The sequence below is a fragment of the Nocardia yamanashiensis genome, from assembly GCF_021183565.1.
GTDB lineage: Bacteria > Actinomycetota > Actinomycetes > Mycobacteriales > Mycobacteriaceae > Nocardia > Nocardia yamanashiensis.
This window is the reverse complement of sequence record NZ_CP089226.1, coordinates 820,041-846,051: the sequence shown is the minus strand read 5'-3', so window position 1 is coordinate 846,051 and position 26,011 is coordinate 820,041. Positions and strand designations below refer to the sequence as shown.

Below are 26,011 nucleotides of genomic sequence, written 5' to 3'. Positions count from 1 at the left end.
AAATGAACGAAATGGACTGAGCGGATGGGCGTTCCGGAGAGTATCAACACCCGTGCCGAGCTTCGGGAGGCTCTCCGCAACCTGTACAGCGAGCAGGGGGTCAGCTATACCAAGCTCTACGCCTCGACGGAAATGAAGAGTTCGGCGACCATCCACAACTGGACTTCGGGCAAAACCTTCCCTCGCTGGTCGAATCTGAAGCAAGTACTACAGGTATGGGGCATCACGTCTCCGACCGAAATAGCGCGATGGCGGGCGGCGCACACCCGGGCGGAAGGCGACGATCCTGAGCAGTTGGGTACCTCGTTGTCAGCCCTGACCGACCCGTTCACCATGGGGGTCCATGAACCCATCTCCGCCGCAGGGGCGCTCACATTGCCAGCATTGCCGCCCTACCTGCGCCGCGCACACGACGCGCGGCTCGCAACGGTCGTAAACCGGGCCGCCACCGGGGACAGCGCCATCGCTGTGCTGCTCGGCGGGTCATCAACCGGCAAGACACGAGCTCTCTGGGAAGCCCTCACGCCGCTACGCGACAAAGGCGGATGGCGAGCGTGGTACCCCCTGTCTCCCTCTCGAAACGAAGGCCTACAAGACGGCATCGCGCGGATCGGTCCTCGAACGGTCTTGTGGCTCAACGAAACCCAACACTACTTTCAAAACCACAGTGCCCTGGATGGGGAACGCATCGCCAACCTTCTGTTGGAATTGCTTGGCGACCACCGCCGGGCGCCGGTGCTGATCCTGGGCACCATGTGGCACGAGCACTACGACGCGCTGTGCCGCGACTCTGGTTCGCCGATCCGCAAGCTGCTCACTCCCAATGTCATTCGCGTCGCATCGAGTTTCGCCGGCGTCGACCTGGCCGCACTGCGACGCGCGGTAGCGGCCGACACTCGTATAGCGCGGGCCTGCCTGCGGGCTACCGACGGCCGCATCGCCCAATACCTCGCCGGAGGGCCGGAACTGATCGATCGTTACGAACATCAAGTCACCGAGGCCGCGCGGGTCACCATCGAAGTCGCTATGGATGCGCTCCGTCTAGGACATCCAAACGCGTTCACTCCCGACTTCTTGCGCGCCGCCACAGCTGCCTGCCTGAGCCGTGACGAACGAAACCATCTGGCACCTGACTGGTTCGAACTCGTCCTATCCGAACTCACCCAGCCATGCAAAGGTGCCCCGGGACCGATCCGGATTTCGCGCCCAGCCTCGTCGTCAGGGCCTCCCCGGATGGACCAACATCACGGAGCAGGCGAGCACAGTGCGAAGGCAGAACCCGGGGTGTACCAACTGGCCGACTATCTCGATCAACACGGGCGCACCGCCCGCGCCGACCAGATTCCGCCGCTGGGATTCTGGCGCGCCGTCCTAGAGCACGCCAGCCCCTCCGACCTTGCCGGACTCGCGGACACCGCAGCCGACCGCGGCTTGCTTCGCACCGCTGCACAGCTGAGGACTCGGGCAGTCCAATCCGCCGGTAACCTGCGCGCTATCCGCGGCCTCCTTGGTAATCCGCATACCAGAGTTGGGCAAGCCGGAGTGCTCGATTGGGCAATGGAACACGTGACCAGCACCAACCCTGACGGCGTGTCACCTGTGTTGGCTATGTGTGGAAAGAACAAGGAGCGCCGCCGGAAGCTGGCGTCGCGAGCCGCGGCCCTGATCGATCTCGACAGCCCGCGCGTCGTCAGCCGCCTCATTCAATCAGAAGACGAGGCCACCGTCGCTGAGCTCATGGCACGCAATCCCGGCGCCGCCGTCAAAATCGATGACCCGTCGGATGTTTGGATGCTACTGAACGCGCTGCGCAACGCAGGAGATAACGAGCAGACCTCCATGTTGCTCGCCCGCAATCCAGCGGCCGAGGTCCGACTCGACGACATCGGAGGCGTCGCTAATCTGCTCACACTCTTTCAAACACTCGAAGACCCCGAACAACTCGTAACCCTGGCTGGTCGCGCTGCTGAACGACACAGTCGGCTAGGGGATTTGGAAGGGTGGGTCAGCCTGCTTCTGTACCTGCGCACCAACCGAGCCACCACGCAAGTGAACACGCTCCTGACCCACGATTCACTCGCGAACCTCAGCTTCACCAGCGCGAAGGGAGTCGGGGAACTGATCGGGCTATTGCAACGCGAGGCACCAGATCTCATCCCGGTGTTGCTGGCACACAACCCCGCCGCCGAGGTCAGCCTTGACAACCCGACAACTCTGGCGTTCCTCATATCCAAGTTGCAAGCGGTTCAAGCCACCGATCAAATTGACGTACTACTGGGTCGTGACCTCGGTTCCAACGCCAGGATCGACGACAGCGTTGCAGTCGCTACGCTGATGATGTGGCTACGAGTAGTCAACGCTGACGGTCAAGCAGCTGAACTGTGCTCCCGAGCGGCCCAGGCCGTCGACCTGGACGATCCCGACATGGTGACCCAGTACCTGCAAGATCTGGCACCGAGCGGAACCGCGCAGGAGCTCGTGGAAGCGCTGGTAGCAAGAGATCCTGTCGGCCACGTCGACTTGGACAACCCCTACCAAGTAGCGTCTGTACTGCGAGCTCTTATCCCCGTGGGCGCTCTCGACACAGCAGCCGACCTCGCCCTACGAGCAGCAAGCCACATCGGTCTCGATAGCCCACCGAATCTGGGCGATCTCAATCGGACGTTGTACCGGATGATCGCCGAGAGCCCGAACACCATGCTTTCCAACAGCATTGGCGTAAACGGGCCGACCGACAACAGCTTCGTGGCGAACCTCGTGTTGTCAGCGATGGAGTCCGGCAGCCCAATGGCCCTCACCATCGACCGCAGCACCCCAACCGACCCGAGCGCCCCTATCGCAGGATCCGGGCAGCAATCTGGGGAGCCATGCACCGCCGACCAGGCCGCCCTCCTCGTCCAGCGATTGCCGGCGGCGGGGAAGTTCGAACAGTTCTTGGCAGTGCCCGGTAACCGCGAGCGATTCTGGTACGGGCGAGAACCAGACGGAACACCTTCTGCTGCATGGACATGGGACGAGATGAGATAGCGCTCCTCCACAGCTCAGAAACTCTGTCTGTTGGACGACCACCGATGACGTTGCCGAGCGGCTGAGATGGGAAGCCTCAGCAGAGGCCGAGCGTTGGCGACGCGAAACCTCGACCGCTCAGCAGCGAGGAACCAGACGGGTGTGCTGGAGCGGATCGACGCAGACTTCGGCGGCGTCACCCTCACCGCAAGAGCGCAAACGAATACAGGGTGATGCTTCCTGGTTGGCTGACGGACGGGTTATACGCCGAGAGGGCTCGCATCTCCCCGCCTCGCCGTATCTGCCTATCCTTCAAGGCCCGCGGACCGTTCAATATGGCACTTGGGGCCTAGTTCAACAGTTCACAACCCGTTGACCAGCGGAAACGGTCAATCCTTCTTCATCATCTCGTAGAACCCCCAAGATCATGCGCTGACCTGGCGATCTTGGGGGTTCTACCTATTCTGACCTGGCATTTCGCTACCTCAACGCGTCCCGTTCGTTCCGATCGAATCCCATGGATTCCTACCGTTTCGGCCGCAAAATGGCACTCAAAATGGCACTCGAATTCCCACCAGTTCCCATCGGTTCCGCCCCCGTCGACCGTCCGCAGGTACGCCGTGGCTTCGACCGGCAGCCAAGACAGGACATGACCTGCGATCGCTGGGTTATGAGCCAACGGGAAGCGGTTCCACCAGTGCTATCCCGTTCCGTTGCGTCCTATCCGTGCTGGTCAGCGGAATGCCAATCGTTCACGGCGTCCGCCTGGTCCCGCCGTGACCTATCGGTCCCGAACTGTCGTGATGCCAAAATTGATGCCAAATCCCGGGCAGTGACCAGCGATTTCTCTCCTTCTGAGTTGCCCCGTCAGGCGGATCGCTTGCCGACGAACCCATTCAGGGACGCATGGCGGAAGCGAACTGGCTGCCAAATCACTGTCGGTGATCATTACTCAGGAGTGGGCTGCCATAGATGTGACATCATCACCGGGTAGCGCACCGGCCGGAACTCAGTAAAGCTTATGTCGCGAACGTGGCTGAAGTCGGACCAAAGCAGCCTCCCGCCCTTCAGCCAGCGAGCTGGCTTAACGGTCTTAGCCACCAACTCCAGTTCCGCGGCCGTCGCCAAACGCCGGGCACCCGCCGTACCGTACAGCCGAACACCGGGCGGCGCCGAAAACCTGCCCTCAAGTAGCGACCGGAGCCAAAACCATGAACTCCGGTCGACCGCCATGACGCACACCTGTGGGTTGGCGTTGAGGTGTTGTGCCAGGGTGCTGGTGTACTGCTCGAAGTAGAAGCCGGTCAGGTCGTCCCGGAGAAAGAAGGTACCCACTGGCGTGACGTGGGGTCGCCCTCTCGAGTCCACCGATGCGATCGCAAAATGCCCTGTCGACCGCTTACCTCTCGACACCACGTCCCGGATCTGATCCCAGTTTTCATCAAGTTTCATAGCATTCCTGCCCAACTTCAAAATATATTTAGATCAATTCAACCAGCAACTAGGACCTGCTCGAACAAATCCATGAACTCGACTCCCGCGATGGCATCGAATTGAGTGTGGGTATAGCTCAAGCTGAGAAACATTTCGCCGCCGAACGATACCGCAGCGAGCGCGGTGTCGTTCGGCGAATGACTCGGGGACGAGAACCAAATTCCGGTGACCTCCCCCGCGTTGCCGCCGAGCACCGGCGGCGGCATCACGCGCCCGAGGTTTGTCATCACCGCGCTATCGGCGACTCGGCCACCGAGTAGCGGCTTCTCGCGCACAACCCAGCGTTTCAGTGCGGCAGGAAGCAGGTTCAGTAGGCCGAGAAGATCGCGCATCAGGCCGTGCGTGCGGTTCATCTTGATACCGGATGTTCGTCTGGCCGCTTCGGTCGTCGCGGTCAAGACATCGCTCTGCATCGACTCGGGAATGTTCACTGAGGTGAATATAGCAAAATTTCCAACTACCTCGTTCCGCCATTCCAGTGGACGCGAATTAACCGGCATAACCATCGAAAGTCGACCTGTCGGGCCTCCGTATTTATCATTCCATCGTCGCATGGTTACCGCTAGTGACCCGATCAGCAGATCGTTCACGGTGGCTCCTGCCGGACGTCGCCGCATCGCCTCTTTCATCGTGTCGACATCGATCCGGCGAAGCTCGAAACCGTAGCCGGATCGATCAATTCCACCGCGCTGCACAATTCGGCAAGGTTCGCGGGTTCCTACCCGTGCGATATCTACGAATGCGCGCGCACGGCCGACCAGGCCCGTCATCGATCCGTCTTTGAGAAGCCTCCGGACGTCGCGCGCAAGCAACGGGTCGAAGGATGGCACTACGTCCGGTTCACCGCCATAGGCGCGAAGAATCGAGTACACGACCCGCACACCAGACATCGCGTCCGCCGCAGCGTGGTTGAGGTTCAGCAGCAGCCGGTCTCCGCCAGGCGCATGCACGAGCAAGAGTTCGAACGGGCCCGGTTGGTCCAGCCGTGGCGAATGATCGAGCAAACGAATCCGGGCCTCGGCTAGTTCGTTCTCATCGCGGCACTCGACGGTAGTCAGCGGCAGCGAATCCAGTGTGTCGGCGATCCGCCATCGATACCTGATGTCAGTGGCCCGCCATGGGGCCAGCTCGGCGCGCAGCATGGGGTGGGCTCTCACCGCCGCCCAGGCCGCCGCCTGCAGTCGCACCGAGTCCAGACGGCCGGACACCGCGGCTTCGATGTGAATTCCCCACGGCTGGAACGCATTGTCGAGGTGCAGATAGAACTCGTCGAAGGTGTTCAGGTCGACCTGTCGCATCTATCCTCGCTCCGCTGCTCGGACCGTTGGCTCGAGATCAACACTCTCGCCACTGGTATCACTGCCACATGCTGGAGTGCCAGACTGTATGAGCTCGAACGCGGCCGGGTCGAGTTTGCGGGTTCGAAGCCGGTATTGCCAAGTGAATCCGGGCCAGACCACACGGTTCTTCCCCTGGGAATCGTGAACCTGGTTGGTGCAACCGCCTGTCGTCCAGACAGCCTTGGCCAACCGGCGCTGAATGTCGTCGGTGTAGCTATCCTGAGCCGACCGCGTTACTGCGATCGCTACCGCCTCCGAAGATTCCACACGTTGCAGTGCGCGGATGATGAAGCGGACTTGCTGCTCGATCATATAGATCGTTGAATTATTAAGGCTGGCCGTATTGGGTCCGAACATTATGAAGAGGTTCGGGAAATCGGCACTCATCATCCCGAGATACGGATCAATGCCATTCTCTCGCCAATCGTCGGACAGCCGTGCGCCTTCCACTCCAATGAGGTCGAAGATCGGGTTGCCCTGGAAGCCTGGCAGAATCTGGAAACCCGTAGCGTAGATAATGGCGTCGACTTCGCGCTCGATACCGTCCGCATCGATCACTCCATTCCTGCCGATTCCCGAGATTGGCCCTGTCGTCACCTCTACATGCGGCCTGTTCAGCGCTGGATAGTAGCCAGCCGAACTCAGAATCCGTTTGCAACCGATGCGGTAATCAGGCGTCAGGGCCGCTCTCAACTCGGGATCGTCAATACTACGGGAGATGTTCCACTTGCCTGCCCGTTCGAGGAATCCGAGCATCCACGGATGACCGTTCATGCCGAGGACAGTCGACTCGAAAATCCAGTAGATCAGCGTCCGGAAGCTCCTGCGCAGCCCTGGTACCCAACGCAGGAGCCAACGGGCGCTCGGACTGATCCCGAACTCTGGGCGCGGCAGCACCCAGGGCGCAGAACGCTGGTATACGTGTAGTTCCCGAACGCGGTCGACGATCTCCGGGATTAGTTGTACGGCACTGGCTCCGGTCCCGACCACCGCCACTCGCTTACCGGTGAGATCCACCTCGTGGTTCCACTCCGCTGAATGGAAACTGATCTGCGTGAAGGATTCGATGCCAGGGAGCGCAGGGAATCGGGGAATGTGCAACTGACCAATCCCGATGATGTAGTACTGGCATACGTATTCAACACCGGTACCGGTGGTAATGAACCACCTGTTCGCCTCCGCATCCCAGTGGCCGCCGTCGGCCCTGGTGCCGAAATGAATCTGCTTGCGCAGGTCGTACCGCTCCACCAGATCCTTCATATAGCCGAGGATCTCCGGCTGCCCGGACCATACGCGTGTCCATTCGCTACTCGGCTCGGACGAGTACGAGTACAGGTGTGTAGGGACATCGCAAGCGCACCCAGGGTAGGTGTTCTCGCGCCATGTACCGCCGATATCGTCTGCCTTTTCGAGGATGACGAAGTCGTCATAGCCCGCCTTACGCAGCGCTATTGCCATGCCGAGCCCGGAGAAGCCGGTGCCGACGATCACGAACCGAGCATGGGTGACGCGCCGATCCGATACCGGATCGTCCATCCCGAACTCCTTCTGTTGCCTAGTCAGGACGCTGTGGACAGGGTCAGCCGACAACGGACGGGTCCGCTTCCTCGGCATTGAGGTGATCGCCCGAAGGGTCTGGTTCGGGAAGGTCATTGTCCTCGTTGACAGCCCACTTCTCGTGCAAGCGAGAGAGAGCCTTCGGACCCCACCAGTTCGCCCGACCCATCAGTTTCATGAACGCCGGGATGAGCAGGATGCGGATGAGGAAGGCATCGAACACGATCGCCACCGTCAGGGCGACGCCCAGCATGCGCATGGTCGCGACGTGCGATGCAATCATTGCGGCGAAGACGATCGCCATGACGAGGGCTGCCGCCGTCACCACCTTGCCGGCACGGCCCAGTCCGATTGCGATCGCGCGTTCGTTCCCCTTGGCAGTTCGGTCCGACTTCAGCCATTCTTCCCGGATCCGGGACATGACGAAGACTTCGTAGTCCATCGACAATGCGTAAGCCAAGCACAGGATCAGCGGCACGAATGGGCCCGCGATCAAACCGGTCGTGGTCGTGCCCAGACCGCCGAGATGGCCTTCTTGGAAGAGCCAAACCACGGCACCGAAGGCGGCGCCCAATGACATGACATTCATGACGAGCCCCTTGATCGGCAATACGACACTGCCGGTCAGCAGGAACATCAGTACGAATGTGATCAACCCGATGAGGACGAGCACCCACGGGAAGGATTTCAGCGTGCTGTCCACGTAGTCGTTGTTGACCTGCGCGAGGCCGTCGAAGAGAGTCGTGGCCGGCGCGGGTACATCCTTGAGCGCCTGCAGCTGGTCCTTGCCGGCGTGCGAGTAAGGATCCAGGGTCGTCGAGATCGTCAGATACGCGGCATCGCCGGAGCGTGCGGCCGGACCGACCGGAGCCGCGAGCATTTGCGCACCATTGACAAAGGTGCCATTGGGCGCCGACACGCTCGTCACATGGGAAACCTTCGAAAGCTGCTGTGCGTATTGGGTCAGCGCCTGGTCGGTGTACTGACCATCAACAAGGAGTACGCGATCGGTGCCGGCGAAGTTCTGTGAGTAATCGCTGCGCATGGAGTCGCCCACGTGCGCTGACGGAGCAGAGAGCGGCAGCATTCGGTCGTCGGGCAAACCGATCTTGATATTCAGGAAAGGCAGGCCCAGCGCCACGAACATCAGCGTGATAGCGAGAACCACCGGCACAGCGAATCGCATGGCGAACACAGCGTTTCGGTAGAAGAAGCTCTGTTCGGGCGCCTGGGCCTCGGTGACAGTGGGCCGACCGAGCCAGCGACGCAGAGGCTTTCGGATATCGAAGGCATCGAGACGATCACCCAACAGCACTATCATCGCTGGAGCGATGATCAAGGCACCTGCGAGTGATACCGCCGCCGACGTGACGCCCGCATAGGCGAACGACCGCATCAGGTAGGTCGGGAACACCATCATGGTGGCCGCGATGGCCGCTACGGTCAACGCCGAGTATGTGACTGCGCGACCGGTAGTAGTCATTGTTCGGACCAGCGCCTGGTCACGTGGAATGCCTTGCGAGACGTTTTCGCGGAAGCGGTTGACGATCAGGAGCGTGTAGTCGATCGCCAACGCAAGCGAGACCGCGGTAGTCAGGTTCAGCGCGAACACCGACACATCGGTGAAGCTCGACAGGATCCGCAGCACCGCCAGAGTCACCGCGATCGAGACGACGGACACGGCCATCGGCAACGCGGAGGCGATTGCACTGCCGAAGATCCAGACCATGACCAGGAAGGTCAACGGAACGGCGATGATCTCCACGCGTATGAGGTCGTTCCGCGATTCGTCGGTCAGATCGTTGTAGAGAATCGATTGTCCACCGGCCGTGACGGTGACGCCGTCCTTCTCGCCCACGATGCTCTTCACGATGTCGCGTGCGCGGTTCGGGGCGACGCTGTCGGACCCGGCAACCTGTGTCGCCACCAAGCCGGTCTTATGGTCCGTGGTGGCGAGTGCGTTGCTGAAGCCGTTTGGCGCGGCCCAGTACGAGATGATCTTGCCAGCGTAGGGCGAAGCCTTCAGCGTGGCCGTGACCTGGTCGGCTCGCGCGCGGGTCGCGGGGTCGTCCACACCCGCGGGACTGCTGATCTCAAGGATTAGAGACATTCCGCCCTCGTGGAACTGTTCCTCGATGATCCGCTGCGCGCGAGACGATTCCGAGGCCGGATCCTGATAACCGCCGGCGGGCAGCGAAATCATTACGGGGGCACCGATGATGCCACCAACGACCAGGAAGAGGAACGCACCTGCAAGGACTGAACGCGGACGGCGGAGGACGAGTCTGATGAGTCTTGCAAAAATCACTGCATATTCCTCGGGTTGGAGTGGTCCGCGAGCTCCGGCAATGGGGACCGTTCTAGCGATTTCTTAATGTTGGACAACGTTTTTCGCATGCCGTGAAGCACTCGCTGATCAAATTTCGTGTTGCCACCGAAGACGTGGTCGCCCAGGAAGCGGGACAGCTGCGATTGCCCCTCGACTGCACTGCGACGCACGGTGAGCTGCGTACCGTGTACGACCGGAGTTACTGTGTAGGACCACCGCATTCGGTTCTCGTTGATACGCCAAGCGACCATACGATTCTCATCGCATGCGACCACCCTGGCCGTGGTCAACCACCAGATTCTTCCGTCGTTGTTGACATTGGCAATCCAGGTCCCCGGGCGGACTTTTCCGAACACGATCGTCCGGCGACATTGCGGGCTCCACTGCGGCATCGTGTTCAACCTGGATACAGCACGCCAGACGTCCCGCGGCGGCGAGGCGATGAACAGGCTCTCCTCCAGGTCGCCGAGCCCACTCACCGAACGACTTCCTTAGCCGCCAAGACAATTTCACTCGCCGCACGTTCGCCGGAGAGGAGTGCGCCCTCCATGCCGCCGAAGTTTTCGAAGCAGGTCTCCGAGCCCGCCCAATGGACCCTTCCGACCGGTTTGCCGAGTACTCGGAGCGGACCAGTCAGGGATCCCGGAGTCGCGAGACCGAAGTAGCAGCCACGGATCCAAGGATCCGACGACCAGTCCCTCTCCAAATACTCGACCGGGTGCGCGGCTTCCGAGCCGACCACGCGCGCGAAGGCTTCCAGCACCGCCTGTCGACGCTCTCGTTCCGTCATCGCGGATATTTCGCGGCTCGCGGCTCCTGGGACAAAGCCGACCAACACGCCGGGCGAGCCGTCGGGCGGTGAATTGTCGAATGTCGATGTGACCGGGCCGACCAGGCTAAGCGTGCGGCCGCTCAGTCCCCGCTCCCGCCAGAAGGGCCGGTCATACACTGCGGTGCACTTGATCACATCCGCCATCGGAAGGCTCCGCAGGGCCGCCGCACGTTCCACGGGAAGCGCCGGTTCGAAGTGGATCTCCGAGGCCAATTCTGGTGGCACCGCAACGATCACCCGGTCTGCAGCCACGGTAGCGCCACCGACGGTCACCTCGACGCCACCGTCCACGGTCCGGATAGCAGTGACCGGTGCGCCGGTGACGATGCGGTCGCCGAGTTCGGCAGCTAGACCGTCAACAATCACTCCCGACCCACCGACGATCCGGTCCTGCAGAATGCCGCCCTCGGTATCGCCGAGTGCGTCGAAACTGCCTGCGATAGCAACATATTGGAGAGCCTGCAGCAGGTTCATGCGATCCGGCGTCTCACCCCATATCGTCGATACCGCTGCGGACAACAGCGATCGACATTCCTCGGTGTGCACCAAGCGGTCGAACCAGAGACCAAGGGTCTCGTTGTCCCATCGGGATGCCAGTGGCGCATCCCAGGGCCGGTCTCGCGGCACAGTGCGCGCAAGTACGTTCAGAAGTGTTCGGACCAGCCCCAATTCGAGCAAGGCATGCGGCCGAAGCGGCGGTATCTTGCCACGGTGTCGGCGCAGTTTCGAGCCGACCTCGAGCACGTGGGTACCGCGATCAAAGGTCGGGAAGAGATCAGAGCCGAATTCGGCCACCAGACTGATCAACAGGCGGTCCTGGGTGGCGACCCACTGGCCACCCATTTCCACCACCTTGCCGTCACCAATTGTCGCGTTCAGGACGCGACCGCCTACCCGGTCGCTCGCTTCGAGCACCATTGGCTCAAGACCGGCGCGCAACAAGGTGCGCGCAGCATATAGCCCTGCCAGGCCAGCACCGACCACAACGACGTCGGGCCGACGCCCGTCGGGTGATCTCGCGGGCTGCAGGACAGGATCCAGGTTGTCTGTATGGCTCATTTCGGATGTACCTCGGGCTCATCGGGGAAGCAACGTTGCAAAGTCGTGGGCGCGGGTGGTTGACGATCGGTGGCCGGATCGGCCTGTGCCGCAGCCGAATACCGCGCCACGAATCCGGCCAGACTCGCGACCATGGTCTCGGCTGCATATAGCTGTGCTTTGCGGACCACGAACCCGGGCACCGGAATCTTGGGCTCCAGTACGAAATGGACCGCGATGCGGCTTGTGCCGTCGACCGGCTGCACGACGTAGGAACCGCCTTGGTGCCTTAGATTCCGTGAATTCGTGGTTTCCCAAGAAAATCCGGTGTCGTGCCAGACATAGCTGTACTCCTGATATTCGCGGTAGCCGAACATCGCGACTTCGGCGCGCGCCCTCAGGGGACGCCCTCGACCGTCCGCTGACTCCACGACCACGCTCTGATGCAGGGCCGACCACTCTGGCATGCGCTCGATATCCATCAGAGCTTGCAGCGCCTCGTCCGGTGAGACCGCGACACGACACTCGGTATCGATCTCGTATCTAGTCACGCTGTCCCCCGGCTGCGCTTGCACTCGCCGTCCGCGCACACTCCGATTCCGGTAACTGCTGCCGCAACGCGGATCGCAGTCGGGGCAGGATGAAGATCCTGAGTATCGGGAAGAGCAGCGAACGCGGGATGTACCGACCGGTGTAGGCCTGGGTCTTCGCCATGAGACCGGGGATCACCATCCGGTGCCCCCGTGAAAGCCCTTCCAATGCCTCGCGGGCCACCCTTTCCGCACTGAGCCACACGAAGATTCGATGCCGTTCGATGGCGGCGACACCGCCGACCCGGCTGAACTCGGTCAGGACCGGACCAGGCGCCAGCACGGTACAGGTGACCCCTGTTCCACGGAGTTCTTGGTGCAGCGCCTCCGCGAAACTATTGGTGAAGGCCTTGCTCGCGGCATACACCGCGGCGGTGGGTACCGGCTGTTCGCCAGCATTGGAACCGGTGATCAGAATCGCGCCTCGGCGCCGAGCCAGCATGCCGGGCAGTACCGCTTGGGTGAGTTCGTGCATCGCGACGACGTTCACCTCGACCTCACGTATCTGCGCAGCCGAATCGGCGTCAGCCACGGTGCCACACACAGGAAACCCCGCGTTGTTACAGAGCACGGAAATCGTTCGGGTGCGAAGGTTTTCGACGAACTCGGCTCGCGCCGCACGATCGGAGAGATCGCAACCGACGACCTCGACGGTGACCCCGTACTTCCCAGTGAGTCGGTCGGCGATCTCCCGGAGCCGGTCGGTCCGGCGGGCCACCAACACCAGGTCATGTCCGCGGTCGGCGAGCTGCTCCGCCAGGGCGGAACCGATACCCGACGACGCTCCGGTGACCACTGACCAGGAGCCCGCGTCAGCTGTGAGGGTCATGCCAAGGCCGCCGCGGCGTTGGCATCGAGCCGAGCCGTCAACTGCGCTGCGGCGGCGGCACCAGATTGGCTGCAGGCTTCCAGGTTCACGCCGAGCAGGTAGTCGCCACTCAGTTCCAATCCGTCGATACTGGCGAGCTGACCGTGAAGATCGGCGAGCAACTCACCGTAGAAGGGACCGTAAGCGCAGTATGCCGCTGGCCAGTGGTGGGTAAGGGTAGTGAGTCGAGTACCCGGAGTAATCCCAAGCAGCCCTGATACTTTCCGCTCGGCATCGTCGAGCCAGCGGCCGAGGGTGTCGGGGCTGGGCTCATTCCGAGCGTCACGGCCGCTGAAGGTGTACCGCACGATGTGTCGGTCCTCGATCCCATAGGCCCCCGCGTTGCTGCACGGCCCGCCGTCCATTGCAAGCGCGCGTACACCGGGTTCGAAGAACGGCCGGTCGTACTCGACAAGCGCGACCGTCGACGGGAAATACCGCACCCGCCGCAAGGTTTCTCCCAATTCCGGATGAGTCGCTGTCACAATCGCAGCCGCGGCGTGGGCGGGAACCGCGAGCACGATGCCGTCGTAGTACCGTTCGCTCACCGTGCCGTCGAGGTCGACGCAGAGTCCTGAAATGCGCCCGTCCTCGGAGATCAGCCTCCGCACCGTCGCACCTGTGGTGACGGGTAGACGCCGACGGAACTCGTCGAGCACCGGCTGGATACCTTCGGTGAGCTGCTCGTAGGTGTCCAGCATCAGGGATAGATTGGTGCCGAAGGTGCCCAGGTAGACCTCGTCCGGTTCGGCTCCGTTCATACGGATCGTCATGGGCCGCAGGATGTTCTGCACGATCCGTGGACCAAAGTGTGCACTCAGCGGTAGGCGGTCACCGCTACGTCCGAGACCCGTGAAATATGGTGAATCGAGGAAGGCGTTGGAACGATTAGCCCGAATCCGTACTGCGTGAACGGCCAGCCGGGCGAGGTCTGCGGGGGACCCGACCTCGAAAGTGTGGCGCAGGCTCCGAAACAGATGGGAGGTGTCCAACGTACGGATCTCGCCATCGATGACCCGGGATGAGTTGATGCCGAACGGCTCCCACGACTTACCGCCGAGTGCGCCCACCACACTCCGGAATTCGGAATACTTATGTCCGATGTTCTTGCCACCGGTCATTACCGGCCGTTCGCCGAGCACATCGATCCCGAATCGGCCGCCGATCCGTTCCTCCGACTCGAGCACCTCCACGTCAAATCCGGCCTCATGAAGTCGAAGTGCACTAGTGATTCCCGAGATTCCGCTCCCGACTACCGCGACCCGCAGTGTGTTTCGCTCGTTGATCATGATCGTCCCCTCAAAGCCGAATGTTGTGAGCCTTTTCATCGCTGTGCAGGAGGACGAGTCCGCCGGCCGCGATGGATTTTCCGAACTGATGTAGGCCAACGACGGCTCGGATCCGGTCGGCCGAGCTCGCTTCGAATTCGACCTCGCATTCCAACGATGCGTCGAGTTCGCCGAAGTCCTCGAATTTGGCGGTGGCCGCGACGACCGTAGTGACCGACTGCTCGGACAGCAGCCCGAGCCGATGGCCGGTGGCGATCACCGCTTGGCGGAAGGCCTCTATGCAGAGAGGGCCTGGCACGTGGTCGTACTCGTGGTCGAAGAACGAGGGATGCGACCGATCGATCACGATCGGGAACCTGCCACCGGTGGCAGTCAGGTCGTGGGGTTCCCCGAGCACCACATTGCGCCGATCCGAACGGCCAACCAGAGTCGGCGACAGTGGAATCGGGACCACCGCCGAGGCGGCCGGTCGACGGCGACGCTGAAAGTCGCGCAGTGCCTGGTAATCGTCGGCCGGTAAGAACACCACGTCACCGGAGAAGGTCAGTGCGGCTTGTCCTCCGATGGCCGCCACGCCCGCGAACTTCAAGCCGCCCTGACTCGCGCTCCGCTTGTCCCAGTTGATGATCCGATAATGCAGAACGCCCTCCAGGGCGTTTCGGTGGTCGTCGGCGAACAACTCGGGCCGGTCGACCTCGAAGTCGAACCCGTGCATGGTGAACGGCAAACCGATCGGAATCTCAAGGTGGCGGTGGAGCACGACGAAGGCAGCTTGGCGGGCAGCCTCCGCCACCGCGAACGTATCGTGACGCTCGGCCGGTCGATCCGCCCACACCAGATGTGCCCGGGGCACCTGAAAGGCCACCAGAAATTCGCCGTCACCGCTACGGACCGAATCCGCGATCAGTACCTCGCCCAGATTCCTCCGATGTGCGAGCTGACGCGGCACTGTTTGTTCGAAACTGAGGGTGGTGGTGTCAGCCTGCACTGTCATCGAGCTCCTACCTTCACCTGTGGCGATCCCTTCGCGTTCACGGACGCGGCGGCCGACGGCGCCCATTTCGGCTGCCAGCTGGCCCAGCGGCGACCAGCTTCCTGTCTGAGCAATATTGCGAAATTCCGAACAACATCGATCCGTGAGCTGTCAGCTCGCCAGAGCATCCGTCCCATCGCCGGGCCGAGGTATCGCGGACTCATCAACTGTGTTGGCGATCGCCGATGGCTGAAAAGCTCTAGATAGCGGTTGATTTCGCCGTTCCGGGCCAACTCCTCGAGCACCTTGGCGAAAAGCCCCGGAACCGGTCCGGCACAGCCGACATCCGTGGCCATCCAGTAGTAGTCGGCGTACTTGCGATCCCGCTGGCGCCCCCACCGCGCTATCGCGCGGTCGAGATCCTTTGCGTTGCCGTGGATCCGCTGCCTCAAGACCGCGGCCAAAGTATCGGCCTGTCTGAACGCGTCAGCGATTCCGCGCCCCACCGCAGGATCCTTGAAATGTCCGGAATCACCGACCAGTACCCAACCCGGTCCTGACGGTTCGCGGAAGTAGCCGCTGAACTTGGTGATTCCGAAGATCTTCCCAGTCTGCTGCGCCTGGTCGATGGCGGCGGCGACAGGTTCGCAACTGCGCGCGTGCTGCATCACCGACTCACGCAGATTGCGGCGGAACGCCTCCCTCTCGTGGACTTCCGGCGAGACACCGACGATGTAGAGACCATCATCGCAAGGCCCCGCGAAAACGTGTCGGTCGCCCCATCGGTGAAAGATGAAAGTCGGCTCCGACCACTGTGCACCGGTGAAGTACGTCCAGTAGTACCACCGTTCGTTGTGGGTGACGTTGTACTTGCGCGCTCCCACCAGCCGGGCGACCGTCGAATCACGGCCGTCCGCACCGATCACCAGCTTTCCGTAGATCTCCATTTTCTTGCCGGCCCGAACGGCTCGCACCCCTTCGACGCGGCCATGCTCGTCGGTCAGCAGATTGACGACTCTGGCGCCCATCCGAAAATCGGCGCCGGCATCGACCGCGGCTTCGGCAAGGATCGGGTCGAGTACCTCACGACGAATCGACAGGGCACCACCCACATCGCCAGGTTGGAGCGGGTAGTCGGTGATCGTACGGAAATCCTCCATCCGAGTGTCGACTCGAGTCATGAACGGTGCGCCGGTCTGCACAACTTTGTCGATGACCTTCAGCCGTTCGAGGAACGACACAGCATCGGTTTGCAATGCGTGGGAAGAGAGCGTGGCTTTCGGGTGATGGACCTGCTCCAACACGATCACCTGCAGCCCCTGCCTGGCCAGCAGGACAGCGAGCGCCGATCCAGCGCACCGACCGCCCACAATGACCACGTCACAGTGCTCGCGCATCGCAGTCACCCACCTTCGCCATCAGCAGCTCGCGAAGCGTTTCGAGGACTTCCGGCGTGTGCTCGGTGAGATAGAAATGTCCCCCTGGAAAGCGCCGTGACACAAAGTCACCGATGGTTTCGCGCCCCCAGTCGGCCAGATTGTCCGCCGTTGTATCCGGATCCTCGGTCCCTGCAAAGGCGGCGATGGAGCACGACAGCACTGGGTCTCGGCGATAGTCGTAGTTGACAACGAGTTCGAGATCGGACCGAAGGAGCGGCCCAAAATGCTCGACGAGTTCAGGGACACCCCGAATCTGCTCGGGCACACCGCCGTATCGTGCGTCCATCAGGCTCATCAGCGTCAGATCGTCGGCCAGCAGAGCGACCGCGAACGGTGCCGAAGGGGCGGGCCTGCCGGATACCACCAACTGTGCAGGCTCGATTCCCGCCGTGGTCATGCTACGGGCCACCTCGAAGGCGAGCAGCGCCCCGAAGCTGTGACCGAAAAGAGCTATCGAACCGGGTATTTCCCTGGCAATTACCTGAGAGGTCCCCTCTACCAACGGTTTCCACGCTGTTATCGGTTGATCACGTAGCCAACGGCCGCGCCCCGGCAGAGCAACGGTCCAGACCTCCATCTCGAGACCGAGGAAATCGGCCCAATGCCGGAACACCTGCGGCCCGCCGCCCGCATGGGCGAAACATACGAGGCGTAGCACGGCGTCAGGTCGCGGTCGCACACAGGTGAGCCCGGCTGACAATCGACGTGTGTCATATCGCGGCCGGAAATTCATGCTGCACCATCGATTTCGCCTGTCGCCGCCTCGAGCGACGCGACGATCGCTGTGGCCAGTTCGATAGGGGTACCGCCCTCGAGCAATGGCGCCAGCGGTACCCGAACACCGAGGTCCTGTTCGGCCCGGTTCTTCAACTCGACGATGACCAGCGAATCGAGATCGAGGTCCTCCACTCGCACGTCCATAGGGACGACGTCCACGTCGTCCACCTCAAGCACCTGGGCGAGCCGCTCCCTGATGTATCCGACCACCACATCGACGCGTTCGCCAGTGGTTGGGGGCAGCACGATGGTCGGCGTCGGGTCGGGCACAGCCTCGTCCGCCCTCGCAGAATCGTCGGTGTCGAGCCACTGCAGCCAGTGCCGACTGTACTGCCACGGGTAGGTTGGCAGGGTGATCGGCACAGCCGGATGATCGGCGAAGGCTCGCCAATCGACGGTGAGGCCGACCTCGTACATCCGTGCCAGGGATTCGTACCGGAACCCGGTTCGATTGCGGTGCAGGCTGCCCACCTCACGGTGCTCGAAACCAAGATCCTCGAGCGTTTCGCCGATGTGCCGCAACAACACTGGATGAGGTCCGATCTCGACGAATACTGTGGCACCGTCTCGAGCGGCAGCGGTGATCGCCTGAGCGAATCGCACCGGGTTGCGCAGATTCTCATGCCAGTGGGCGGGGTCCAGCTGCGTCGGATCCAACCGCTGGCCGGTCACCGTCGAATAGATCGAGATGGACCCCGATGCCCCTCGCGGAACCGGTAGGTTCATGCCCAAGAGGGCAGCAGAATCGTTCAACAGCGGGCTGTGGAAGCCGTAGTTGCCAGGTAGGCGCTTGCCGCGAATACCGCGCGCCGCCGCGGCGGCGAGGATAGCCGCCACCGCCTCGGATTCACCGGCAATCACCGTGGCATGGGGGCCGTTCACAGCGGCGATCCCAACCCGGTCCGACATTGGCTTGACCAGCTCCAACACCTCGGACTCAGGCAGCTCCACGGACGCCATCGCACCACCGCGCGCCGCAGCCTCACAGACCGCCGCACGGCGAAGCAGCAGTTCGAATGCCTGCTCCAGGTCGAGCGCTCCAGCAGCACAGAGCGCGATGATCTCTCCCATGCTGTGCCCGACAACCGCCGTGGGACGCACACCCCAGGAACGCCACAGCGCGTCGAGGCCGAGCTGAACTGCCGCAACGCAGATCTGCGCAGTTTCGGTCCGGTCGAGCCCGGTGGAGGCTTGCGGGGCATGCAGCTGCTCGATGATCGACCAACCTGCCCGCCTACCCACGATTTCATCGCAATTCTCAATGACCTGCTTCACAACAGGTTCGGCAGCCATCAGCTCACGGCCCATCTCCGCCCACTGATTGCCCTGCCCGCTGAAGACGAATGCGACTCGCGGAGTTCCTGGTCCGAGCGATTCGGCGGCCAGGAACGGTCTGCGGAGGGCACGCACCAGCTCGGCGGCGGACTCCGCATCGACACAGCGGCGGATGCGATGGTGGTCCCGCGACAATGCCGCTGCCGCACAGATATCCGCGGCATGTTCGGGACCACGCTCAATCAAATCGGCGTATCGGGATGCCAGGACGCGCAGGGCGCCAATACTGCGCGCCGACAGCGGCAGGACTAGCGGCCGTGTAGCGGCAGGCTTGCCCTGCAACTCCTGTGTCGCGACAGGTGGTTCCTGCAGTACCACATGCGCATTGGCGCCACCGAAGCCGAACGAGCTGACTGCGGCGCAGAGTGGCTCCCCTTCAGTCTCGATGGCCGCCGACTCCGTCGGGATGAACAGCCGGGTTCCTTCGAGCTCGATCTCCGGGTTAAGCGATCTGAAATGCAAGTGGGGTGGGACTTCTCGGTGTTCGAGCACGAGGATCGATTTGATCAGTCCCGTGATGCCAGCGGCCGCTTCCTGATGTCCGAAGTTCGTCTTCGCCGATCCCATCGCGCATCGCGCACCCTCCCTGCCGTAGACCTCACGAAGGGCCTCGACCTCGATCGGGTCGCCGAGAATGGTGCCGGTTCCGTGTGCCTCGATGTAACGGACCTGTGCCGCATCCACCTTGCCGTCCGCCAGCGCGGCGCGAAGCAGGTCTGCCTGGGCCTTTGGATTGGGGGCGGTCAGCCCGTTCGCGCGGCCATTGTGACCGGTCGCAGTGCCGCGGATCAGGGCACGCGCCCGGCGACCAGGCGCTCCGGCCTCATCCGCCGTGCCCAGTAGGACGACGCCGCATCCCTCAGCGCGAACGATGCCGTCTGCAGCGGCGTCGAACGTTCGACACCGTCCGCTCGGAGCAAGAGGCAGCACCTTTTCTGTCACCAATGTGGACAACGGGGAGAGGATGACGTTGACGCCGCCGACAATTGCTAGATCGCAGTCTCCATTCCGTACGGCCTTGGTGGCCAAGTGCACCGCTACCAAAGACGAGGAGCACGCCGTATCGACCGCAATACTCGGTCCACGCAGATCGAGCAGATACGAAACCCTGTTGGCCGCCATGCTGTGCGCTCCGCCTGGTGCGGTATACGCGGTCAGCCGCGAGGGATCCTGAAACTGCAGGCCGACATAGTCGGTGCCGTACAGCCCCAGAAAGACACCGACTCGCCGACTCTGTAGTTCCCGCAGCGTGATTCCAGCGTCCTCGATCGCCTCCCATGCCACTTCTAGGAAAAGTCGCTGCTGTGGATCCATGTGGTCGGCCTCGTCGGATGAGATTCCGAAGAAGCCGGCATCGAACTTGTCGATCTCCGACAGCAAGCTGGCCCATTTGCCGTCGACGGCCGTCGCGGTGCGGCCACGGCGGCCGTCTTCAGAGATCCGCAGCGTCGAGACAGTGTCGGTTCCCGACGAGAACAGATCCCATAGCTGGTCGGGTGAATTGGCGTCGCCGGGCATCCGGACACCCATGCCAAGCACCGCCACCGGCCGGTGTCGGGCCTGTTCGGCGATATCGAGTCGCCGTCGAGCCTCCCGCAGTTCACGAAGGGCTTGCTCAAGCAGTTCACGCTGGCCGGTCGACGGCTGTTGTAGTGATGCGGTCATCACGCCTCCATCTCACGAATCAACTGCAGTTCGCGGGCGACCATTTCGGCCAGTTCGTCCTCGGTAAGTCCCGAAAGATCCTCCGGCACTTCCGATTCCGAGACCTTCGGAGGCACGGCTGGGACGTGATCGGTTAGGGCAGAACGGACTTGACCCGGTGACGTGGTCGAGTCAGCCGTAATGCGGTCGCACAACTCGTCTGCGAATGTTTCGACCGTGGGGCAGGCAAAGAACAGCGCAGCCGACAGCTGTGCGTCGAAGACGGTTTCGAGCCGGTTCCGTAACTCGATCGCCGTCAATGAGTCGAGACCGCTCTCCTGGAACGGGATCTGCGGGTCGATTCGATTCGGAGTGGTGCCGAGAACCTCAGCTACCTGATTGATGATTTGACGCCGGGCTTCTTCGCGTCGTAGGTCGACGGACGCGTGCGCGAGCACCGCTTCGCGGGCGCTGCCGCGCACCCACCGATCGCCCTGGCCCGCCCCGCCGACCACAACCTCGAGCATCCGCCGAGTCGTGTCGGGCAACCCGGACATGGTCTGGCGCAACGTCTCTGGTTCGAAAGCCGCCGCGACCACAGCGGAGCGGCGGCTCGCCACCGCCTGCTCAAGCAACTCGACGCCGATGTGCGGTCGCAGGGGCGGAAATCCCCGTGCTGCGAGTCGCTCGATACCGGCGCCGGCCAGATTGTCTCCGGCCCAGGTTCCCCACGCCACGCTCGTCGCCGGCAACCCGAGGGTCATTCGTTGCTCGGCGAGCGCGTCGAGGAAGGTGTTCGCCGCAGCATAAGCGGCCTGTCCAGGCGAACCCACCAGCCCGGCCAGCGACGAAAACAGCACGAACATGTCGAGCGGCAACGTCAGGGTTGCGCGGTGCAGATGCCATGCCCCCCAGGCCTTTCCGCTGAGGGTGACATCGAGCTCGGATTCGCCGACGGCCGTTACAACAGCATCCGCCAAGACTCCGGCAGCGTGGAACACTCCGGCGAGCGGCTGCGGGGTAGCCTCGATCGCCGCGATCAGGGCGTCGACCTGGTCCGCATCGCCCACGTCGAGCCGAGCGATCCGAACCTGTACTCCAGCCCGTTGCAGCGTGGCAACCGCCGCCGTCGCCTCGGGCGTCGCACCGCCGCGGCCTGCCAGCACCAGGTGCCTTGCACCACAGTTGATCAGCCAGTCAGCGACGAGTAAGCCGAGCGCGCCGAGCCCCCCGGTAACGAGATACGTCGCGTCGGGCCGCATGACCAGCGGAGCGGACGCTCCCACACCGAGGCTACGGGTCAGTCGGGGTTCCAACACCGCACCGTCCCGAATAACCGCCTGGCTTGGCCCATTCGGCGCACGGAACAGCTCGATCAACCGATCGAGGTCGGGCTCGTCGAGCCGCCAATCTGGACCTAGGCTGACCGAACCGGCGTCGACGAGAGAGCAACCGAGGGCAGGTAACTCCGTCGCGACGACGCGGCCGAGGCCCCATAGGGTTGCTCCGGCGGGCAGTGTGTCCTGGGGTATAGCTGTGCACGACTGTGTCCCAGAAGTGACCAGCCAAAGCCTGGATGAGCTGGCGAGCCCCATCCGCACCATCGATTGGGCAACTCGCAAAGCATGCAACGGAATCGCCTGCAGCGTTCCCCCGGTCGGTGCCACCGGTGCCGGGATCAGCGCTCGCAGGTCGATGACACCGCGCAGCTCATCTGTCTCCTGCAGGGCGGACGCGAGCACCGTGTCCACCGCTCTCGGCATCGACAGGTCGAGTCGTGCAGCGCGACAGACATTCTCGCGGTCGACCACCACCTCGATGCAGCGGTCACCCCGCGCGGCGAGCCCTCGACGAACCAACCGCACAGCGTTATCGGTACCGATGACGACCCATGTACCCGTGTCCGCCGGTTCGTCGGCTAGCGTCAGCGGTTCCCAGTCAAGTTGGTAGAGGCTGCCGTCGGTCACCGTGCGTTGCGGCACGGTCAGCCGCACGGTCAGTCCGTTGATCCGGCACACCACGGCACCGGTCTCGTCCCAAACAGTCACATCGGCAGTTAGTTCCCGGCTCCCGATTCGATGCAGCCGGGCATGACACCAGCCCTCCGTGACGTGCGGCCGGTCGATCGCAGCCCACAGCTGATCGATCGCGATCGGCAGCGGAAGCGACCTGCCTTGAGCCTCGGACCTGGCCATAGTGGCGCCCACCGTATGCAGGCAGGCGTCAAGTAGAGCCGGGTGCAGCAGTGCACCGGTATCGGTCAGTTCCCGGGGCCGCTCGAAGCGCGCCAGCGCCTCGTTGTCGCCGATCCGGAGGTCCGTCAGCCCGCGGAAGGCAGAGCCGTAGTGCAACCCGACAGATTCGAGCCCCGAGTAGAGCTGCTCCACCGCCAAGTCCTGGCTGCAGCGCTGTCGCACGTTGGCCAGCGAGTCGGCCCCGCCTGTGCCTGGTTGGTCCAGCGTCATCGTGCCCGTCGCGTGCATGATTGGCGAAGGCGATGCGGCGGCGGACACCACCGCGAACCGGCGCTCACTGGCCGGACCGCCCGTCACCGACAGTTGCAGCTGACCGTCAGAACGGTTGCCGGGACAAAAAGGTACGGACAGGTCGATATCGTGCAGAGTGACCGACCGAATCGCGGACTCGGTCGCGGCTTCGACCGCCGCAGCAAGCCAGTAGGCTGCGGGTACCACGGCCAACTCGTCCACTTGGTGTCCGGCTAATTCCGGTCTGGTAGTGACGTCGAACGGCAACGGCCACACCTTCAGGGTCTGGTCGATGCCGATCGGAATGCGATGCCCCAGTAGGCTGCCGCGCTGCCGCGGCGCAGCATCGGGCGGTCCGGACTGCGCGTGGTGCGCAATGCGGATCGCGGGGAATTCCTGGTGGTTCCATTCGTGCTTGGGCAGCGATCGATGCCGGACCTCGCCCGGATGCAATACTGACCAGTCGATCGGAGCGCCCAGGGTGTAGAGCGTGCCCAGGCTGCGCAGCAGAGCGGTGACCTCGTTCTCATCGCGGCTCAATGAGGAGAGCACTGTCGCGGACCGCCCACTGCCGTGGAAGACCTCTGACAACGAATGCGTGAGAACTGGGTGCGGCGAAAGCTCAACGAATACCGTGTGCCCGTCCGCGAACAGCCGCTGTGAGGTTGGGCCGAACAGCACCGTCTCTCGGAAATTGCGCGCCCAGTAATCTGGCCCGAGATCGGTGCCGAGGACCGGCTCGCCCGAGACCGTCGAGTAGAAGGGGATGGCGGCATCCCGCGGCATGATGTCGTCAAGCATCCCGCGCAGCCGCGGTAACAGTGGCTCAATTTGGGGACTATGTGCCGCAAACTCGACAGCGATGCGGCGAGCGAAGATCTGACGGCGTTGCGCTTCCGCCAGAAGATCTTCGATGGCATCGACCGTGCCCGAAACAACCGTGGACCGAGGGCCATTGATCGCTGCGATGGACAGCGCGTTCTCTCGGCCTTGCAACAGGGCCTGTGCCCGATCCGACTCGAGTTCGAGTAGTGCGAGCCCGCCACTCCCAGCAATCTCATCTGCTAGGGCACTACGCATGCAGACGATCCGGGCCGCGTCCTGCAGCGACAAGGCTCCGGACACGTACGCCGCGGCGACCTCGCCCATGCTGTGCCCGATGACTGCCGCGGGCCGGATACCCCAGGCCATCCAGGTCTGGGCCAGCGCCACCTGAATCGCGAACAGGGCCGGTTGGATGTCCGCGGTCTCGGTGGCGAGCAGGCCCTCCTCGTCTGACCACAGCGAGCGGCCGATCACCGCCGAGATCGCGGCATCACAGCGGCGGATCGCCTCACGGAATGCTGGCACCGTCTGGGCAAGTGCACGCCCCATTCCCAGCCACTGCGAACCCTGGCCGGGGAACATGAAGGCGATACGAGGCGTACGGCGTGCCTTCTCGGCCGGGCCGGCTACCCACTTGCAGTTCTCGCCGTTGCCGAACGCCTCTGCGTAAGAGGCCAATTCGGCCGCACTATCAGCGATGATTGCGAGCCGATGGCGGTGGTGGGTCGACCGTACAGCCGCTGCTGCAGCGACGGACGCAAGCCAGCCCGGCTCCGTCGTATGCCGCTGAGCAAGTGCCGCCCACGCTTTCGTCTGGTGGCGCAACTGCGCTGCCGACGGCGCGGAAATCGGTATCAGCGCCGGGGCGATATTCGCCGACAAAGGTTCTGTACTGGCACCGACCGGCGCACCCGCCACGATCAGGTGTGCGTTCGTTCCGCCAAAACCGAACGAACTCACGCCGGCCAGCGGACGACCACCGCTCTGCGGCCAGGGATCGAGCGCGCGCTGGACGACCAGAGGAATGTGGTCGAGCCCGAGCAGCGGATTCGGCGCTTCGAAATGCGCGGTAGGCGGCAGCATCCGATTGTGCAGCGAGAGCGCCACTTTGATGAGTCCTGCGATGCCAGCAGCGGCCTCGAGGTGTCCGACATTGGTCTTGGCGGAACCAATCCTCAATTCGTGCCCCGCAAGCCGGTCTCCGCCGAGCACCTCGGCTAACGCAGCGACTTCGATGGGGTCGCCCACCGCAGTGCCGGTGCCATGTGCCTCCACGAAATCGACTGTGGTGGGATCGATATCGACGGCGCGGTAGGCACTCTTGAGTAGAGCGATTTGCGCGATCCGACTGGGTGCGGTCAGGCCGTTCGTCTTGCCATCGTGGTTGATTGCGCCACCAAGCACGACGCCGTAGATGCGGTCACCGTCTGCTTGAGCCTTTGCTAGGGACTTGAGGACCACGACGCCGACACCTTCGCTGCGCACATACCCGTTCGCGCGATGGTCAAAGGTTTTGCAGCGGCCATCCGGCGCCATCAGCCCGGCCTGGCTGAAGATGATCGCGACGCCCGGGCTGCTGATCACATTGACACCGCCGGCGAGCGCCACCTCGGACTCACCTCGCCGTACCGACTCGCAGGCCAGATGTACCGCGACCAGGGAGGACGAACAGGCGGTATCCACGGTCATGCTGGGTCCACGCAGGTTCAAGCAGTATGAGATGCGATTGGCAACAATGCTCAACGCCGCCCCGGTGCCGTCGTACACACCGGGTGTGTGACCTGTCGTGTGGAGCGCGGCACCGTGATCGAATGCCGAAACACCCATGTACACACCGGCTGTCGTGCCGGAGAGGCTCGCCGCGGTAATTCCGGCGTCGTCCAGCGCCTCGTGGGCGACCTCAATCGCGAGCCGCTGTTGCGGATCCATTCGCTCGGCTTCGCGGTGCGAGATTCCGAAGAAGTCTGCGTCGAACCTGTCGATACTGTCGAGAAAACCACCCCAGCGGGTGTTCATCTTTCCCGGAGTTCCCGGGCTTTCGTCATAGAAATCGTCGAGATTCCATCGATTTTTCGGAACTTCACTGATCGCATCTCGAGAATTAATCAGGAGATCCCAGTAGTGTTCCGAACTGGTGGCCCCCGGAAAGCGGCAGCCGATACCGACGATCGCAACCGGATCGCTCATAG

General features: G+C 62.9%; 15 protein-coding genes. 1 reads left to right on the top strand and 14 read right to left on the bottom strand.

All coding sequences use genetic code 11. From position 1 onward, the window contains the following. Positions 1-24: 24 nt before the first annotated feature. Positions 25-3,027, top strand: coding sequence for a hypothetical protein (locus LTV02_RS03920; RefSeq protein ID WP_233038558.1), 3,003 nt, complete (start codon positions 25-27; stop codon positions 3,025-3,027). Positions 3,028-3,954: 927 nt separating this feature from the next. Here the strand turns inward: LTV02_RS03920 and LTV02_RS03915 are convergent. From LTV02_RS03915 to LTV02_RS03850, 14 genes are read right to left on the bottom strand one after another with little or no spacing between them, the layout of a single operon-like run. After that, on the bottom strand, positions 3,955-4,458 hold the full coding sequence (locus tag LTV02_RS03915; protein WP_233038557.1) for a pyridoxamine 5'-phosphate oxidase family protein: 504 nt from the start codon (positions 4,456-4,458) through the stop codon (positions 3,955-3,957). A gap of 38 nt (positions 4,459-4,496) precedes the next feature. Beyond that, positions 4,497-5,798: a hypothetical protein gene (locus LTV02_RS03910; protein ID WP_233038555.1), complete on the bottom strand. Its 1,302-nt coding sequence runs from the start codon at positions 5,796-5,798 to the stop codon at positions 4,497-4,499. Continuing rightward, the gene (locus tag LTV02_RS03905; RefSeq protein ID WP_233038553.1) at positions 5,799-7,376 is read right to left on the bottom strand and encodes a flavin-containing monooxygenase; all 1,578 of its coding nucleotides are present in this window, start codon (positions 7,374-7,376) and stop codon (positions 5,799-5,801) included. A 43-nt stretch (positions 7,377-7,419) separates the two neighbouring features. After that, positions 7,420-9,705 (bottom strand): MMPL family transporter, encoded by a 2,286-nt coding sequence (locus tag LTV02_RS03900; RefSeq protein WP_233038551.1) that lies wholly within the window; start codon positions 9,703-9,705, stop codon positions 7,420-7,422. Next, positions 9,702-10,205 (bottom strand): SRPBCC family protein, encoded by a 504-nt coding sequence (locus tag LTV02_RS03895; RefSeq protein WP_233038549.1) that lies wholly within the window; start codon positions 10,203-10,205, stop codon positions 9,702-9,704. Before LTV02_RS03895 ends, LTV02_RS03900 begins: the two co-directional genes overlap by 4 nt. Next, positions 10,202-11,617, bottom strand: coding sequence for a flavin monoamine oxidase family protein (locus tag LTV02_RS03890; RefSeq protein ID WP_233038548.1), 1,416 nt, complete (start codon positions 11,615-11,617; stop codon positions 10,202-10,204). Before LTV02_RS03890 ends, LTV02_RS03895 begins: the two co-directional genes overlap by 4 nt. Then, entirely contained in the window at positions 11,614-12,147 is a 534-nt protein-coding gene (locus LTV02_RS03885; protein ID WP_233038538.1) for an SRPBCC family protein, read from the bottom strand. Before LTV02_RS03885 ends, LTV02_RS03890 begins: the two co-directional genes overlap by 4 nt. Next, positions 12,140-13,015: an SDR family NAD(P)-dependent oxidoreductase gene (locus LTV02_RS03880; RefSeq protein ID WP_233038536.1), complete on the bottom strand. Its 876-nt coding sequence runs from the start codon at positions 13,013-13,015 to the stop codon at positions 12,140-12,142. Before LTV02_RS03880 ends, LTV02_RS03885 begins: the two co-directional genes overlap by 8 nt. Beyond that, the gene (locus tag LTV02_RS03875) at positions 13,012-14,343 is read right to left on the bottom strand and encodes an FAD-dependent oxidoreductase (RefSeq protein ID WP_269821604.1); all 1,332 of its coding nucleotides are present in this window, start codon (positions 14,341-14,343) and stop codon (positions 13,012-13,014) included. Before LTV02_RS03875 ends, LTV02_RS03880 begins: the two co-directional genes overlap by 4 nt. A 10-nt stretch (positions 14,344-14,353) precedes the next feature. Then, positions 14,354-15,337 (bottom strand): AfsA-related hotdog domain-containing protein, encoded by a 984-nt coding sequence (locus LTV02_RS03870; protein WP_233038534.1) that lies wholly within the window; start codon positions 15,335-15,337, stop codon positions 14,354-14,356. Further along, positions 15,334-16,713, bottom strand: a complete 1,380-nt coding sequence (locus tag LTV02_RS03865; RefSeq protein WP_233041466.1) for an NAD(P)/FAD-dependent oxidoreductase — start codon at positions 16,711-16,713, stop codon at positions 15,334-15,336. Before LTV02_RS03865 ends, LTV02_RS03870 begins: the two co-directional genes overlap by 4 nt. After that, positions 16,697-17,488: a thioesterase II family protein gene (locus tag LTV02_RS03860; RefSeq protein WP_233038532.1), complete on the bottom strand. Its 792-nt coding sequence runs from the start codon at positions 17,486-17,488 to the stop codon at positions 16,697-16,699. Before LTV02_RS03860 ends, LTV02_RS03865 begins: the two co-directional genes overlap by 17 nt. After that, on the bottom strand, positions 17,485-20,532 hold the full coding sequence (locus LTV02_RS03855) for a type I polyketide synthase (RefSeq protein ID WP_233038530.1): 3,048 nt from the start codon (positions 20,530-20,532) through the stop codon (positions 17,485-17,487). Before LTV02_RS03855 ends, LTV02_RS03860 begins: the two co-directional genes overlap by 4 nt. Then, positions 20,532-26,009, bottom strand: a complete 5,478-nt coding sequence (locus LTV02_RS03850; protein WP_233038528.1) for a type I polyketide synthase — start codon at positions 26,007-26,009, stop codon at positions 20,532-20,534. The genes LTV02_RS03855 and LTV02_RS03850 overlap by 1 nt, the downstream gene beginning before the upstream one ends. Between the last annotated feature and the right edge of the window lie 2 nt (positions 26,010-26,011).